This window comes from Streptomyces sp. NPDC026538 (assembly GCF_055567535.1).
Genome location: NZ_JBVHQG010000015.1, coordinates 197,894 through 212,918, shown reverse-complemented (window position 1 = coordinate 212,918; position 15,025 = coordinate 197,894). Strand labels below are relative to the sequence as shown.

Annotated in this window: 14 protein-coding genes; 5 read left to right on the top strand and 9 right to left on the bottom strand. The window is 70.7% G+C overall.

The annotated features are described in order from the left end of the window. Positions 1-6 precede the first annotated feature (6 nt). The 8 genes from ACZ4N4_RS41845 to ACZ4N4_RS41810 are packed head-to-tail and all read right to left on the bottom strand — an operon-like array spanning position 7 to position 7,217. Positions 7-2,001 (bottom strand): NADH-quinone oxidoreductase subunit 5 family protein, encoded by a 1,995-nt coding sequence (locus ACZ4N4_RS41845; RefSeq protein ID WP_467599037.1) that lies wholly within the window; start codon positions 1,999-2,001, stop codon positions 7-9. Then, a complete protein-coding gene (nuoK, locus tag ACZ4N4_RS41840) occupies positions 1,998-2,375 on the bottom strand; it encodes an NADH-quinone oxidoreductase subunit NuoK (protein ID WP_467599034.1) in 378 nt (125 codons plus the stop codon). The genes ACZ4N4_RS41845 and nuoK overlap by 4 nt, the downstream gene beginning before the upstream one ends. Then, positions 2,375-3,016 carry an NADH-quinone oxidoreductase subunit J family protein gene (locus tag ACZ4N4_RS41835; protein ID WP_467599031.1) on the bottom strand — a complete coding sequence of 214 codons (642 nt, stop codon included), beginning with the start codon at positions 3,014-3,016 and terminating at the stop codon, positions 2,375-2,377. Before ACZ4N4_RS41835 ends, nuoK begins: the two co-directional genes overlap by 1 nt. After that, a complete protein-coding gene (locus ACZ4N4_RS41830) occupies positions 3,013-3,564 on the bottom strand; it encodes a NuoI/complex I 23 kDa subunit family protein (RefSeq protein WP_453574649.1) in 552 nt (183 codons plus the stop codon). The genes ACZ4N4_RS41835 and ACZ4N4_RS41830 overlap by 4 nt, the downstream gene beginning before the upstream one ends. 2 nt (positions 3,565-3,566) lie before the next feature. Next, a complete protein-coding gene (locus ACZ4N4_RS41825) occupies positions 3,567-4,535 on the bottom strand; it encodes a complex I subunit 1/NuoH family protein (protein WP_467599028.1) in 969 nt (322 codons plus the stop codon). Next, on the bottom strand, positions 4,532-6,220 hold the full coding sequence (locus tag ACZ4N4_RS41820; protein ID WP_467599025.1) for an NADH-quinone oxidoreductase subunit C: 1,689 nt from the start codon (positions 6,218-6,220) through the stop codon (positions 4,532-4,534). Before ACZ4N4_RS41820 ends, ACZ4N4_RS41825 begins: the two co-directional genes overlap by 4 nt. Continuing rightward, positions 6,220-6,816: an NADH-quinone oxidoreductase subunit B gene (locus ACZ4N4_RS41815; RefSeq protein WP_467599022.1), complete on the bottom strand. Its 597-nt coding sequence runs from the start codon at positions 6,814-6,816 to the stop codon at positions 6,220-6,222. The genes ACZ4N4_RS41820 and ACZ4N4_RS41815 overlap by 1 nt, the downstream gene beginning before the upstream one ends. After that, positions 6,807-7,217, bottom strand: a complete 411-nt coding sequence (locus ACZ4N4_RS41810; protein ID WP_467599019.1) for an NADH-quinone oxidoreductase subunit A — start codon at positions 7,215-7,217, stop codon at positions 6,807-6,809. Before ACZ4N4_RS41810 ends, ACZ4N4_RS41815 begins: the two co-directional genes overlap by 10 nt. 239 nt (positions 7,218-7,456) lie before the next feature. Between ACZ4N4_RS41810 and ACZ4N4_RS41805 the strand changes: the two genes are divergently transcribed. The 5 genes from ACZ4N4_RS41805 (at position 7,457) to ACZ4N4_RS41785 (ending at position 14,491) form a co-directional block, all read left to right on the top strand. Beyond that, positions 7,457-8,647 carry a sensor histidine kinase gene (locus ACZ4N4_RS41805; RefSeq protein WP_467599016.1) on the top strand — a complete coding sequence of 397 codons (1,191 nt, stop codon included), beginning with the start codon at positions 7,457-7,459 and terminating at the stop codon, positions 8,645-8,647. A gap of 192 nt (positions 8,648-8,839) precedes the next feature. Then, positions 8,840-10,225 (top strand): sensor histidine kinase, encoded by a 1,386-nt coding sequence (locus ACZ4N4_RS41800; protein ID WP_467599013.1) that lies wholly within the window; start codon positions 8,840-8,842, stop codon positions 10,223-10,225. Positions 10,226-10,600: 375 nt separating this feature from the next. Then, positions 10,601-11,308, top strand: coding sequence for a LuxR C-terminal-related transcriptional regulator (locus tag ACZ4N4_RS41795; protein ID WP_467599010.1), 708 nt, complete (start codon positions 10,601-10,603; stop codon positions 11,306-11,308). Between the two features lie 200 nt (positions 11,309-11,508). Further along, positions 11,509-13,437, top strand: coding sequence for a 2-oxoacid:acceptor oxidoreductase subunit alpha (locus ACZ4N4_RS41790; protein ID WP_467599007.1), 1,929 nt, complete (start codon positions 11,509-11,511; stop codon positions 13,435-13,437). Beyond that, positions 13,430-14,491 (top strand): 2-oxoacid:ferredoxin oxidoreductase subunit beta, encoded by a 1,062-nt coding sequence (locus ACZ4N4_RS41785; protein WP_467599004.1) that lies wholly within the window; start codon positions 13,430-13,432, stop codon positions 14,489-14,491. The genes ACZ4N4_RS41790 and ACZ4N4_RS41785 overlap by 8 nt, the downstream gene beginning before the upstream one ends. A 59-nt stretch (positions 14,492-14,550) precedes the next feature. Here ACZ4N4_RS41785 and ACZ4N4_RS41780 read toward each other — a convergent pair whose 3' ends face one another. Next, a complete protein-coding gene (locus tag ACZ4N4_RS41780; protein WP_453574634.1) occupies positions 14,551-14,970 on the bottom strand; it encodes a winged helix-turn-helix transcriptional regulator in 420 nt (139 codons plus the stop codon). Positions 14,971-15,025: the final 55 nt, after the last annotated feature.

Genomic DNA, 15,025 nt, shown 5'->3' with positions numbered 1-15,025 from the left:
GCCTGCTCACGCTCCCGTGGCGACGAGGAGGACGGCGACCGCCAGGACGACGGTGCCGGCGAGCAGCGCGCTCACGTAGGTCTGGACATTGCCGGTCTGGGCGCGGCGTACGGCGGCGCCGAGCAGGCGGGGGGCGGCGGCCGCGCCGCGGACGTAGGTGTCGACGACCTCGCGGTCGAGGAACTGGACGAGGCTCGCCGCGGCCAGGACCGGGCGGACGAACAGCGCGTCGTAGAGGGCGTCCAGATGGAAGCCTTCGGCGGCCGGCCGGCGCAGCGGGCCGAGCAGGAGCCGGGCGGGGTCCGCCGGGTCGGGTGCGTAGGCCACGTCGCCGAAGGCGGGTTCGTGGGTGGCGATGGCCTCGGCCTCGACGAGTCCGGCGTCGCCTTCGGGGTGCGCGGCGACGGCGCCGATCGGGGCGCGGGCGGCCAGCGCCCTGGTGCGTTGCCATACGCCGTAGGTGAGGAGTCCGCCGACGAGTGCGAGGCCGGTGCCGAGGATCGAGGTGGTGAGGGTGGGGGTGAGGTCACGGCCGTCGAACCAGTCGGGGAGCGACCGGTAGGCGAACCCGCCGAAGGCGAGGGAGGGGACGGCCAGGACCCACAGCACCACGGTCATGGACAGCGGCTGCCGGCCGTGGTCCGGGGCCTCGGTGCCCCGGCCCCGGAAGGCGAGCAGCCACAGCCGCGTCGCGTACGCGGCGGTGAGCACGGCGGTGACCAGGCCGGCGACGAGGACGATCCAGCCCGCGCTGCCGGGGGCTTGCGCGGTGTGGCCGGTGGCCGCGTGCTCGGCGGCGCCCAGGACGGACTCCTTGGAGAAGAAGCCGCTGAAGGGCGGGATCGCGGCCAGCGCGAGGAGCGCCACGGTCATCGTCCAGTAGGCGTCCGGGACGCGGTCGCGCAGTCCGGAGGTGCGGGACATGACGGCCAGCGAGTTGGTGCCGGCGGCGTGGATGACCACGCCGGCCGCGAGGAAGAGCAGTGCCTTGAAGGCGCCGTGGGACAGGAGGTGGAAGACGGCGGCACCGCGGTCGCCGACGGCGAGGGCGCCGGTCATGTAGCCGAGCTGGCCGATCGTCGAGTAGGCGAGGACGCGCTTGATGTCGTCCTGGGCGAGTGCGGCGAGGGCCGAACCGACCATCGTGACGGCGGCCATGGCGGCGAGCACGATCATCACGGCCGCACTGGCCTCGAAGACCGGGAGGAGACGGGCGACGAAGTAGACACCGGCGGCGACCATCGTGGCGGCGTGGATCAGCGCGGAGACGGGGGTCGGGCCCGCCATGGCGTCGGGGAGCCAGGTGTGCAGCGGGAACTGCGCCGACTTGCCCGCCACGCCGCACAGGAGCAGCAGGGCGACCAGGGCCGGGTGGTGCAGTCCGCCGTTCGCGACGGTGCCGAGGATCGTCGTGATGCGGAAGGAGCCGGCGTCGGTGGCGAGCGCGAACAGGCCGATCAGGAACGGCACATCGCCGAGCTTGGTGACCAGGAAGGCCTTGAGGGAGGCGGCGCGGGCCTCGGGGGTCTCCCAGTAGTGGCCGACCAGGAAGTAGGAGCAGATGCCCATGACTTCCCAGCCGACGAGCAGCACGATCAGGTCGCCGGAGTAGACGACCAGCAGCATCGCGGAGGTGAAGAGGGAGACGAGGGCGGCGTACGAGGCGTAGCGCGGGTCGTCGCGCAGGTAGCCGGTCGAGTAGATCTGCACACAGGTGGCGACGAAGGCGACCAGGACGGCGACGAGGGCGGCGAAGCCGTCGATGTACAGGGCGAGTTCGATCGGGACGGAACCGGTCGGGGTGAGCTGGGTGTGGGCGTCGACGGCCCGGCCGCCGCCCTGGTCCACGGCGACCGTGATGGCCAGCGCGAACGCGGCGAGGGTCGGCAGGACCGCGAGCGGGCGGACGAAACCGGGGGCCGTGCGTCCCACGAGCAGGCCGGCCGCGGCGGCCAGGAAGGGCAGGAGAGGGACGAGGACGGCGAGGTTGGTCGTGGTCACGCGGTGGCCTCAGCCTTCTCGTCGGCCGTCCCGTCCGTGGGCGTGCCGTGCTCGTGGCCCTCGGCGGTGTCGCGGAGCCGGTCGATGTCGGAGGTGCCGCGGTTTCGGTAGACGGCGAGGACGATCGCGAGGCCGATACCGATCTCGGCGGCGGCGACGGCGATGGTGAACAGGGTCAGCGCCTGGCCGGAGTGCAGGGTGTCCCGGGCGGCCCTGCTCAGCCACACGTCGAAGGCGACGAGGTTGAGGTTGACGGCGTTGAGCATCAGCTCGACCGACATCAGGACCAGGATCGCGTTGCGGCGGCCGAGGACGCCGTACAGGCCGGTGCAGAAGAGGAGCGCGGAGAGGACGGCGGGATAGGCGAGATGCATCAGCGGGCGCCTTCCTGCTCGATCGGGTGAATCCCGGAATCCGTGACGGAGGGGGAACTCTGTGTGACGGCCCGTCCGTTCACAGGGGGCGGGACCGAGTCCGCCTTCGCCTTCCGGGACAGGACGATCGCGCCGACGAGGGCCGCGAGGAGGAGGACGGAGAGGGCCTCGAAGGGCAGGACCCAGTTCTGGAAAAGGCTCTCGCCGGTGACCTTCGTCGAACCGGCGGCGGGGCCTTCCAGGTCGATCCAGGTGGTACGGAAGGCGTCCACGACCACCCAGACCAGGGCGGCCGCGGCGACCACGGCAACGGCCAGCGCGGCCCAGCGGTTCCCGGAGTCGGCGTCCGGGGAGCGGCCGATCGGGGCCTTGGTGAGCATCAGACCGAAGAGAAGGAGGACGACTACGGAGCCCACATAGATGAGGACCTGCACCCAGGCGATGAACTCGGCGGTGAGCAGCAGGTATTCGACGGCGAGACCGCCGAGCGTGACCACCAGCCACAGGGCGGCGTGCACCAGCTGGCGGGTGGTGACCGTGACGAGGGCGGCGCCGAAGGTGACCAGGCCGACGAGGAGAAAGGCGATCTCCACACCGGTCGGGGACAGGAAGCCGTGCGGCGCCTGGGCGAGGGGGCTCACGACTCCCCCTCCCGCGGCTCGGCCTGCGCGGCCTCGAGCTTCTCGGCGGTCTTCCGGGCGGCGGCGATCTCCTTCGGTTCCTCCGCGCCGGCGTCGAGAGCGGGCGGGGCCGGGACCGTCCACATCCACTCGCGGAGCTTGTCGCGCTCGTGGGTGAGTTCGTGGATGTCGGTCTCGGAGTACTCGAACTCCGGGGACCAGAAAAGGGCGTCGAAAGGACAGACCTCAATGCAGATACCGCAGTACATGCACAGGGCGAAGTCGATGGCGAAGCGGTCCAGCACGTTGCGGCTGCGTTCGCGGCCGCCCGGGGCCGCCGCCGGAACGGTCTCCTTGTGGGAGTCGATGTAGATGCACCAGTCGGGGCACTCACGGGCGCAGAGCATGCAGACCGTGCAGTTCTCCTCGAACAGGCCGATCACACCGCGGGTGCGGGGCGGGAGCTCGGGCAGGGCGTCCGGGTACTGCTCGGTGACCGTCTTCCGGGTCATCGTGCGCAGGGTGACGGCCAGGCCCTTGGCGAGGCCGCTGCCGGGAATGGGGGCCACGGTTAGGAGATCACCACCTTGACGATGCCGGTGAGGGCGATCTGAGCGAGAGAAAGGGGGACGAGGAGAGTCCAGGAGAACTTCTGCAGCTGGTCCTCGCGCAGCCGGGGGTAGGTCACGCGGAGCCAGATCACGACGAAGGCGAGGAGCGCCGTCTTCAGGAGGGTCCACAGCCAGCCGAGGCCGTCGGCTCCCCACGGGCCGTGCCAGCCGCCGAGGAAGAGGACGGTGGTCAGACCGCACAGGACGACGATCCCTGCGTACTCGGCGAGCAGGAACAGGGCGAAGCGCAGACCGGTGTACTCCGTGTACGCACCGAAGATGATCTCCGTGTCGGCGACGGGCATGTCGAAGGGGGGCCGCTGGAGTTCCGCGAGGCCGGCGACGAAGAAGACCAGGCCTCCGGTGATCTGCCAGGGCAGCCACCACCAGTGGAAGGCGCCGACGATGCCCGGCAGGGAGACCGTGCCGGCCGCCATCGCCACGGAGGCGGCGGCAAGCAGCATGGGGAGTTCGTAGGCGAGGAGTTGGGCGGCGGTGCGCAGACCGCCGAGGAGGGAGAACTTGTTGGCGCTGGCCCAGCCGGCCATGAGCGAGCCGAGGACGCCGATGCCCATCACGGCCAGCACGAAGAACACACCCGCGTCCAGGACCTGACCGACAGCACCTTCGCCGGGGCCGATCGGGATGGCGAGGATTACGAGCAGATAAGGGAGGAGTGCCACCGCGGGCGCCAGCTGGAAGATACGGCGGTCCGCGCCCGCGGGGACCACGTCCTCCTTCTGCGCGAACTTCACCCCGTCGGCGATCAGCTGGGCCCAGCCATGGAAACCGCCGGCGTACATCGGGCCGAGGCGGCCCTGCATATGGGCCATCACCTTGTGCTCGGTCTGACCGACGATCAGGGGGAAGGTGAGGAAGACGACGAACACGACGAGGAGTCGCAGGCCGACGTCCAGGGCGCCGTTCACTGCGGGCCTCCTGGGCGGTCTTCGCGGGGGGCGGATTTCTGTTCGGAGGTGACGTCGTCCGGGGTCGAGGCTCCAGGGCTCGGAGGACCGTCGGAGGCGGGAGCGTCGGAAGCCGGGTCCTGAGGGGCGGGAGCGTCGGGGGCCGAGGCGTCGGCGGAGTCGGGGGGCGAGGTCTCAGGTCCGGCGCCCTCTGAAGCCTCGGAGGCCTCTGCGTCCTCGGAGGCCTCTGCGTACTCGGGCGCGGCAGGCTCCGGCTCGGGCGGCTCGATCGGCCCGGCCAGCTCGGTCCGCTCGGTCGGCTCGGTCGGCTCGGTCGGCTCGGTCGGCTCGGTCGGCTCGGTCGGCTCGGTCGGCTCGGTCGGCGAGACAGTTTCGGCTGGCGTGACCGGCTCGGTCGGCGTATCCCGCTGTTCTCCGCCTCCGGGTTCGTCGAAAGCCGGGCGGGCGTGGTGCCACGGGGCGTCGGGGGTGCGCGGGGTCGAGGGGCGGGCCGGGGTGGCCGGTTCTGTCGCCGGTGCCGGATGCTGGGCGCGCTGCGACGCGGAGCCACCCGAGGCACTACGTGCCCGGCGGGGCCCCCGGGGAGCGGCCGCCGTCGGCTCCTGCGCCGGAGCGGTCTCGTCCGCTGCGGATGCCGCCCGCTGCGAGGCAGACCCCTCGCTCGCACTCCGCCCCCGGCGCGGAGCCGTCGGCAACTGCTCAGACACGTCCCGCTGAGGAGCAGACCCCTCCCCCTCACTCGGCCCCTGATCCGGAGCCATCGGAGACTGCTCCCCAGAGGCGGCCCGCTGCGAAGCAGACCCCTCGGTCGCGCTCCGCGCCCGGCGCGGGGTGGCCATCGGCGGCTGCTCCCCAGAAGCGGCCCGCTGCGAAGCAGACCCCTCGGTCGCACTGCGCGCCCGGCGCGGAGTGGCTGTCGGGTGCGGCTCGGTGGGGGACGCCTCCGCCGTGGGCGTCGGCGTCGTCGGGTCCGCCGCGTCGGCCCTCTGGCCGGCCGAGCCCTCCGCTGCCGTCCGGGAGCGGCGTACCGGGCGTTCGCCGGGTGCGCGGGTCGGGCGTTCGCCGGTGGGACGGCCCGCGGCGGCTCGGGCCGGGCGGGCGGGGGCAGCGGGGAGCTGGCCCTTCAGGGGGCCCCATTCGTTGGGGTCGGGGACGCCTGGGGGGAGCATCTGGCGGCGCCTGGGGCCGCCGTGATCGGACTCTCCGGGTTCCTTGGCGCCGGGCCAGGCCTTGGCGACGCGGGCCGCCAGGACGAAGTCCTTGCGGAGAGGGTGGCCTTCGAAGGTTTCCGGGAGGAGGAGATGGTCCAGGCCGGGGTGGCCGGAGAAGTGGACGCCGAACATCTCGTGGGTCTCGCGCTCGTGCCAGCGAGCACCCGCGTAGACGCCGACGGCGGAGGGGAGTTCGGCGGCGGAGTGCGGCACGGTCGTTCGCAGGAGCAGGCGGCGGACCGGGGCGAGGGCGACGACGTGGGCGGAGACGCGGAAGCCGGTGCCGGGTTCGTCGACCGCGCTCATCCAGTCGAAGAAGGTGCAGCTCAGGGTCGTACGGGCGGTCTCCAGGGCGGTGAGCCAGGAGGCGGCGGGGACGTCGACCGTGAGGACCTCGTAGGACTCCTCGGCTGTGGCGTCCGGGCCGAAGAGTTCGTCCACGGGGGCGGGGAGCCAGCCGGTGGGGGCCGTCATCACGTGTCCCCTTCGGCGGCGGGGGCCGGTGGCCGCACCAGGCCGCTCTTGAGGGCGGCGGCGGACGGCCGGGGGGTGCCGTAGCGCTCGCCCAGGGACTCCGCCGCGATCTTCTCCTGGAGTTTGAGGATGCCCTGGAGGAGGGCCTCGGGGCGCGGCGGGCACCCGGGGACGTAGACGTCGACCGGGATGATCTGGTCGACGCCCTTGGTGACGGAGTAGGAGTCCCAGTACGGGCCGCCGCAGTTGCTGCACGCGCCGAAGGAGATGACGTACTTGGGCTCGGGCATCTGCTCGTACAGGCGTTTGATGGCCGGGGCCATCTTGTCGGTGACCGTGCCCGAGACCACCATCAGGTCGGCCTGGCGGGGGCCCGGTGCGAAGGGGATCACCCCGAGGCGGATGAAGTCGTGGCGGGCCATCGACGCGGCGATGAACTCGATCGCACAGCAGGCGAGGCCGAAGTTGAAGACCCAGAGCGAGTACCGGCGGCCCCAGTTGAGGACGACCTTCATCGGCTCGGGGGCGAGACGGGCGAGCGCGCCCAGCCGTTGCGGTTCCGGGAGCAGCACGGGCTCCGACGGCGTCACGTCCATGTCAGGACGCCCTTCTTGTATGCGTACAGCAGGCCGACGGCCAGGAAGCCGAGGAAGACGAACATCTCCACGAGCGTGGTGGCACCGTAGCCGGGAGCGGCGAAGACCGTCGCCCAGGGGAACAGGAAGATCGAGTCGACCGCGAAGATGACGTAGAGGAAGGCGTAGACGTAGTAGCGGACCTGGGTGTGTGCCCAGCCCTCGCCAACGGGGTCGACACCGCACTCGTAGGTCAGGAGTTTTTCGGGCGTGGGGACCACGGGGCGCAGCAGCCGGCCGGTACCGAAGGCGACGGCGACGAAGAGCACGCCGAGCAGGGCCAGCAGTCCTACGACCGAGTAGGACGTGAAGTAGTCCGCGGCGACGACCACGGTCGGCTCACCGTTCACCGTCTCCCACATCGTCCGTCCCCTCGCTCCCTCGACAGACAGAGGGCCGGCCCCGGCCCCGCGTCGTGACCTCAGTCAACTCTTGATTCGACGATCTGTACGCACCGGAGTCTAGGCCCTGATAAAGACACGGTAAGCAGCCCGTCACGCGGTGAGAGGTGACACCGGGGCGACTGGTGGGGTTTTCCCCAGGGTGGCCCGGGCGGCGAACTCCATGGCATTGCGTGACGGCACACGGCACGCTGGCGCACATGACCGCACCAGCACCCCGTTCCCGCAGCCTGGCCGACGGCGGCGAAGACCGCGACCGGCTGCCGCCCGTCCGCTTCGCCTACGACGGTCACACCTGGAAGGAGATCGCGCACCTTCTGCTGAACCTGCCGGTATCGGTGTTCGGCTTCATCTACGTGTTCACGTCGGTGTGGGTGAGCGGGGTGCTGACGATCACGGTGGTCGGCATCCCGCTGCTCGCCGGCACGCTGCTGGGCGCCCGGCAGCTGGGGAAGCTGGAACGGGCACGCGCGCGTGCGCTGCTCGGGGTGCGGGTGGAGGAGCCGACTCCGCTGCCGTTGGGCAAGCGGGGTGGAGGCAGTCAGCGGCTGTGGATGGCACTGAAGGATCCGGTGGGCTGGCGGACACTGCTGTACGACTTCATCCGGCTGCCCTGGGGCATCCTCACCTTCTGCATCGTGCTGACGTCGTTGTTCGTGCTGTGGCCGGTGCTGCCGTTCATCGCGCGCGGGCTGGCGAACGCGGACCGGGCGATGGTCCGCGGTCTGCTGTCGCCCTCCGACGAGTTGGAGCGCCGGATCGCCGAACTCGAATCGGACCGGGGGGTTGTGGTGGACACGGCCGCCGCCGACCTGCGGCGCATCGAACGGGATCTGCACGACGGCGCCCAGGCCCGCCTCGTCAACCTCGCCATGGGGCTCGGTCTGGCCAAGGAGAAGCTCCTGGAGGATCCCGACGGGGCCGCCGCGATGGTCGAGGAGGCGCACGGCGAGGTGAAGCTGGCCCTGCAGGAGCTCAGGGACCTCGCCCGGGGCATCCACCCGGCGGTGCTGACCGACCGGGGGCTGGACGCGGCGCTGTCCTCGGTCGCCTCGCGCTGCACGGTACCGGTCCAGGTGACCGCCGACCTGCCATCCAGACCGGCGCCCGCGATCGAGGGCATCGCCTATTTCACCGTCTCCGAGCTGCTGCAGAACATCAGCAAGCACAGCGGGGCACGCAGTGCGTCGGTCGACGTGTGGCGGACCGACGACCGGCTGCTGATCCAGGTGACGGACGACGGGCGGGGCGGCGCGAGCCTGGACGGCGGCACGGGGATGCGCGGGCTAGCCGACCGGCTGGGGGCGGTGGACGGCCTGTTCGTCGTCGACTCACCGGCCGGCGGCCCCACGACGGTCACCGCCGAGCTGCCGTGGCGCGACCGGTCGTAGCGAAGAACCGAAGAAAGCGAAGAACCGAAGAAACGGCACAGGGGGGTGGGGAAAACCCCCCGTTCAAGATGCCGACGGCCTCCATGGTTCGTGGACCTGCGGCACAGCAGGGTGGAGATACGGCAGGGACAGGCCTGACCGGGCGAGCTGGAAAAGCTGGAAAAGACAGCACAGGACGGACGGGACGGACCGATGGCCACGGAGTACGGGCACGGGCACGGATACGGGCAGGACGACGGGTACGGGTACGGGTACGGCAACGGGCAGGGCCACGGTTACGAACCGTACGGTGAGCGTCGGCATCGGGTGCCGGCCGTGCTGCGGGCGCCGTTCGAGGCGCGCAGCTGGCGTGAGTTCGCCTATGTGCTGCTCGGCCTTCCGATCGGCGTCGCCCTGTTCGTGTGGACCGTGACGATGGTGTCCCTCGGCGTCGGTCTGCTGGTGACCTTCATCGGGATCCCCCTGCTGGCCGCGGCCCTGGCCGGCTGCCGGGGCTTCGGGGCGCTGGAGCGGGCGCGGGCGCGCGGGCTGTTGCGCCTGGAGGTGGCCGACCCGGAACCGTTGCGGATGCGCAAGCCGGGGGTGATGGCGTGGATCGGCGCGGTGCTCAAGAGCGGCACGTCCTGGCGCCATCTGCTGTACGCGGTGCTTCAGTTCCCCTGGTCGATGTTCTCCTTCGTCGTCGCCCTCAACTTCTGGGCGTACGGCTGGGCCCTGCTGACGTACCCACTGTGGTTCTGGGTCTTCCCGATGTACGCCGGGCAGGGCGGTCTTCAGCTGTTCGGCGACGCGCACCACAGCGTCTACCTCGACAACCCGTTCGAGATCACCGTGACCGCGCTGGTCGGGCTGCTCTTCACGCTGGCCACGCCTTGGATCGTACGGGCGCTGACACTGGTGGACCGGCTGATGGTGCACGGGCTGCTCGGGCCCTCGAAGCTGGCGTCGCGGGTGGTGGAGCTGGAGTCCGACCGGGGGGTGGTCGTCGACACGGCCGCGGCCGACCTGCGGCGCATCGAGCGGGACCTGCACGACGGGGCGCAGGCCCGGCTGGTGGCGCTGGCCATGGATCTGGGGCTGGCGAAGGAGAAGCTGCAGGAGGACCCGCAGGTCGCCGCGCGGATGGTGGACGAGGCGCACGGTGAGGTAAAGACCGCGCTGCAGGAGTTGCGGGAACTGGCCCGGGGAATCCATCCCGCGGTGCTCACCGACCGGGGGCTGGACGCGGCGCTGTCGGCGGTGGCCTCGCGGTGCACGGTGCCGGTGCGGGTGGAGGTCGACCTGGCGGAGCGGCCGGCGGCGGCGATCGAGGGGATCGCGTACTTCACGGTGTCCGAGTTGCTGCAGAACATCAGCAAGCACAGTCGGGCGCGCGGCGCCTCGGTCGACGTGTGGCGGAGCGAGGACCGGCTGATGTTGCAGGTCGTGGACGACGGGGTGGGAGGTGCGGACACGGCGAAGGGGTCCGGGCTGGCGGGGCTGGCCGAGCGACTGGACGCGGTCGACGGGATCCTGGTGGTGGACTCGCCGGCGGGTGGGCCCACGCGGGTGACGGCGGAGCTGCCCTGGCGGGGCTGAGGCCGCGGTTCTGCGCCCCCGCCGCCCCCACCCGTCCCTCATCAGGGGGCTCGGCCCCCCCTTCGCCCCCGCACCTGGGGGCTCCCGCGCCCCAGACCCCCCGTATCGGTCTCAGCGGCCTCGCCCTCGAGCGCCGGACGGGCCGAAATGGGGGTGTACCTCGGACACCGGGTGGGCTGATCGGGGTGTGTTGCTCGCACACCGGTGGGGCTGGTCGGGGTGTGTTGTCTGGTCGGGGTGGGTCGTCCGGACACCGGGTGGGCTGGTCGGGGTGTTGTCCGGGTGTTGGGTGGGCTGAATTGGGCCGTCTCCTCTCATGACCGCGCCGCGCTGTGCTGCGAATGCTGGAATGCTGGTCTTTCGGACAGGGCAGGCATGTACGCCGGACGGGGTGTGGGGGGCCGGGAGATCGTGGAGGACAGGGTGCGGGTGGTCATCGCCGAGGATTCCGTGCTGCTCAGAGAGGGGCTGACCCGGCTGTTGACCGACCGCGGACATGATGTTGTCGCGGGCGTCGGCGACGCGGAGGCGCTGGTCAAGACCATCGCCGATCTCCACGCGCAGGACGCGATGCCGGACGTGGTGGTGGCGGACGTACGGATGCCGCCGACGCACACCGACGAGGGCGTGCGAGCCGCCGTACGCCTGCGGAAGACGCATCCGGAGCTCGGGGTGCTGGTGTTGTCGCAGTACGTGGAGGAGCGCTACGCCACCGAACTGCTGGCCGGTTCCAGCCGGGGCGTGGGCTATCTACTGAAGGACCGGGTCGCCGAGGTCCGGGAGTTCGTGGACGCGGTCGTGCGGGTCGCCGGGGGCGGTACCGCGCTCGACCCCGAGGTGGTCGCGCAGCTGCTCGGGCGCAGCCGCAAGCAGGACGTACTGGCCGGGCTGACCCCGCGCGAGCGGGAGGTGCTGGGCCTGATGGCCGAGGGGCGGACGAACTCGGCGATCGCCCGGCAGCTGGTCGTGAGCGACGGAGCCGTCGAGAAGCACGTCAGCAACATCTTCCTCAAGCTGGGGCTCTCCCAGAGCGACGGGGACCACCGGCGCGTTCTGGCCGTTCTGACCTATCTGAACTCCTGACGGGGCCGACACCGTGTCGGAGCCGGAAGGCAGCCAGGGGGAGGGAAAATCATGACAAGTCAGGGCGACAGGTCGTCCCAAAACGCCGTCCATCATGTGAGCAGGCGCGGGAAGGCGACCCTAACCGACGTAGGGTTGAACGTGGGATGGTCCGTGGGACGACCACGCCCGGACAGCCGCCTCGAAGGAGGTCCAGTTCAGTGACCAGCCAGGTCAGCAGGACAACGGAACAGGCCGACGGAACCGTCGTGGGAGAACAGCGCAGGCCGGGCGGTGTGAAGGCCGTCCGGCGCCTCGATCGGGTGATCATCCGGTTCGCGGGGGACTCGGGTGACGGTATGCAGCTCACCGGTGACCGGTTCACGTCGGAGACCGCGTCCTTCGGCAACGATCTCTCGACCCTCCCGAACTTCCCCGCCGAGATCCGTGCCCCGGCAGGCACCCTGCCCGGGGTCTCCTCATTCCAGTTGCACTTCGCCGACCACGACATCCTCACCCCCGGGGACGCGCCGAACGTGCTGGTCGCGATGAACCCGGCCGCCCTGAAAGCCAACATCGGGGACCTGCCGCGCGGCGCGGAGATCATCGTCAACACGGACGAGTTCACCAAACGGGCGATGCAGAAGGTCGGCTACGACGCCTCCCCGCTGGAGGACGGCTCGCTGGACGGATACAGCCTCCATCCGGTGCCGCTGACCACCCTGACGGTGGAAGCCCTCAAAGAATTCGACCTCACCCGCAAAGAGGCCGAGCGCAGCAAGAACATGTTCGCGCTCGGCCTCTTGTCATGGATGTACCACCGGCCCACCGAGGGCACGGAACGGTTCCTCAAGCAGAAGTTCGCCCGCAAGCCCGAGGTCATGAACGCCAACCTGGCGGCCTTCCGCGCGGGCTGGAACTTCGGGGAGACGACCGAGGACTTCGCGGTCTCCTACGAGATCGCCCCGGCGACCACCGCCTTCCCGGTGGGGACCTACCGCAACATCTCCGGGAACCTGGCCCTGGCCTACGGCCTGGTCACCGCCTCCCGCCAGGCCGACCTGCCGCTCTTCCTCGGCTCGTACCCGATCACCCCGGCCTCCGACATCCTGCACGAACTGTCCAAGCACAAGAACTTCGGTGTGCGGACCTTCCAGGCCGAGGACGAGATCGCGGGGATCGGCGCGGCACTCGGCGCGGCCTTCGGCGGCTCGCTCGCCGTGACCACCACCTCGGGCCCGGGCGTGGCGCTGAAGGCGGAGACGGTCGGACTCGCGGTGTCGCTGGAGCTGCCGCTGCTGGTGGTGGACATCCAGCGTGGCGGGCCGTCCACCGGGCTGCCGACCAAGACCGAGCAGGCCGACCTGCTCCAGGCGATGTACGGCCGCAACGGCGAGGCCCCCGTCCCGGTGATCGCTCCGCGGACCCCGGCCGACTGCTTCGACGCCGCCCTGGAGGCCGCCCGGATCGCGCTGACGTACAGAACGCCGGTGATGCTTCTCTCCGACGGCTACCTGGCCAACGGCAGCGAGCCCTGGCGCATCCCGGAGCTGACGGAACTGCCCGACCTGCGTGTCCAGTTCGCCCAGGGCCCCAACCACACCCTCGACGACGGCACCGAGGTCTTCTGGCCGTACAAACGCGACCCGCAGACACTCGCCCGCCCGTGGGCGATCCCGGGCACGCCCGGTCTCGAACACCGTATCGGCGGCATCGAGAAGCAGGACGGTACGGGCAACATCTCCTACGACCCGGCCAACCACGACTTCATGGTCCGTACCCGGCAGGCCAAGATCGACGGCATCGTCGTCCCGGACATCGAGGTCGACGACCCGGACGGCGCGCGCACCCTGGTCCTGGGCTGGGGCTCGACCTACGGGCCGATCACGGCCGCGGTGCGGCGGCTGCGCCGGGCCGGCGAGGCGATCGCCCAGGCACACCTGCGCCACCTCAACCCCTTCCCGCGCAACCTGGGCGCGGTCCTGGGGCGGTACGACAAGGTGGTGATCCCCGAGATGAACCTCGGCCAGCTCGCCACCCTCATCCGGGCGAAGTACCTCGTGGACGCGCATTCGTACAACCAGGTCAACGGCATGCCGTTCAAGGCCGAGCAGCTCGCCGAGGCGCTCAAGGAGGCCATCCATGACTGACACCGCCGACGGACTGCTCCAGCTCGTGCCCAAGGCCGCGGCAAAGCAGTCCATGAAGGACTTCAAGTCCGACCAGGAGGTGCGCTGGTGCCCGGGCTGCGGTGACTACGCGATCCTGGCCGCCGTGCAGGGGTTCATGCCGGAACTCGGGCTGGCGAAGGAGAACATCGTCTTCGTCTCCGGCATCGGCTGTTCCTCCCGCTTCCCGTACTACATGAACACCTACGGGATGCACTCCATCCACGGCCGCGCCCCCGCCATCGCCACCGGACTGGCCACCTCCCGCCGGGACCTGAGCGTCTGGGTCGTCACCGGGGACGGCGACGCCCTCTCCATCGGCGGCAACCACCTCATCCACGCCCTGCGCCGCAACGTCAACCTGAAGATCCTCCTCTTCAACAACCGGATCTACGGGTTGACGAAGGGCCAGTACTCACCGACTTCCGAAGTCGGGAAAATCACCAAGTCGACACCGATGGGCTCCCTGGACGCCCCGTTCAACCCGGTGTCCCTGGCGATCGGCGTCGAGGCCTCCTTCGTGGCCCGCACCATCGACTCCGACCGCAAGCACCTCACCGACGTGCTGCGCCAGGCCGCCGCCCACCCCGGCACGGCCCTGATCGAGATCTACCAGAACTGCAACATCTTCAACGACGGCGCCTTCGACACCCTCAAGGACAAGCAGTCCGCCGAGGAAGCGGTGATCCGCCTGGAGCACGGACAACCCATCCGCTTCGGCACCGACGGCACACGCGGAGTCGTACGCGACCGGCTCACCGGCGACCTGACGGTCGTCGACGTGACCCCGGACAACGAGTCCGAGATCCTCGTCCACGACGCCCACTCCCCCTCCCCCACCACGGCCTTCGCGCTCTCCCGGCTGGCCGACCCGGACACCCTGCACCACACGCCCATCGGCGTGCTCCGCTCGGTGGAACGGCCCGTCTACGACGTCCAGATGTCCGAGCAGCTGGACACGGCGGTGGAGCAGCACGGCAAGGGCGACCTGGGGGCACTGCTGGCCGGCGGCGACACCTGGACGGTCGTCGGCTGACCGTCATCGAGCAGTGAGCGCGAGCGGGCCCGGACACTGCGTCCGGGCCCGGTTCGCGTTCAGGCGCGCTTCGCCTCGTCGTACGCCTCCCGGGCCCGGGTGACGTCCGCCATCCGTCGCTCGGTCCACAGCGCCAGGTCCCGTACCTGCCGGGCGGCCTCGCGGCCGAGTTCGGTGAGGGAGTAGTCGACCCGGGGCGGGATGACGGGCTTGGCGTCCCGGTGGACGAGGCCGTCCCGTTCCAGGGTCTGGAGGGTCTGGGTGAGCATCTTCTCGCTGACCCGGCCGATGGCGCGGCGCAGTTCGCTGAAGCGGTGGGGGCGGTCGAGGAGCTCGATCAGGACCAGGACGCCCCACCGGCTGGTGACGTGTTCCAGGACCAGACGGTGGGGGCACATCGCCTCGCCGACGACGTACTTGCCGGTCCTCGCCACGGGAGCGTCGGAGCGGTTCTCGACTGCAGGGGTACTTACGGCCATGCCAGTACCTTACTTCAAAGTGGGTACTTTCTTCTGGTTAGCGCACCTCCTAGGG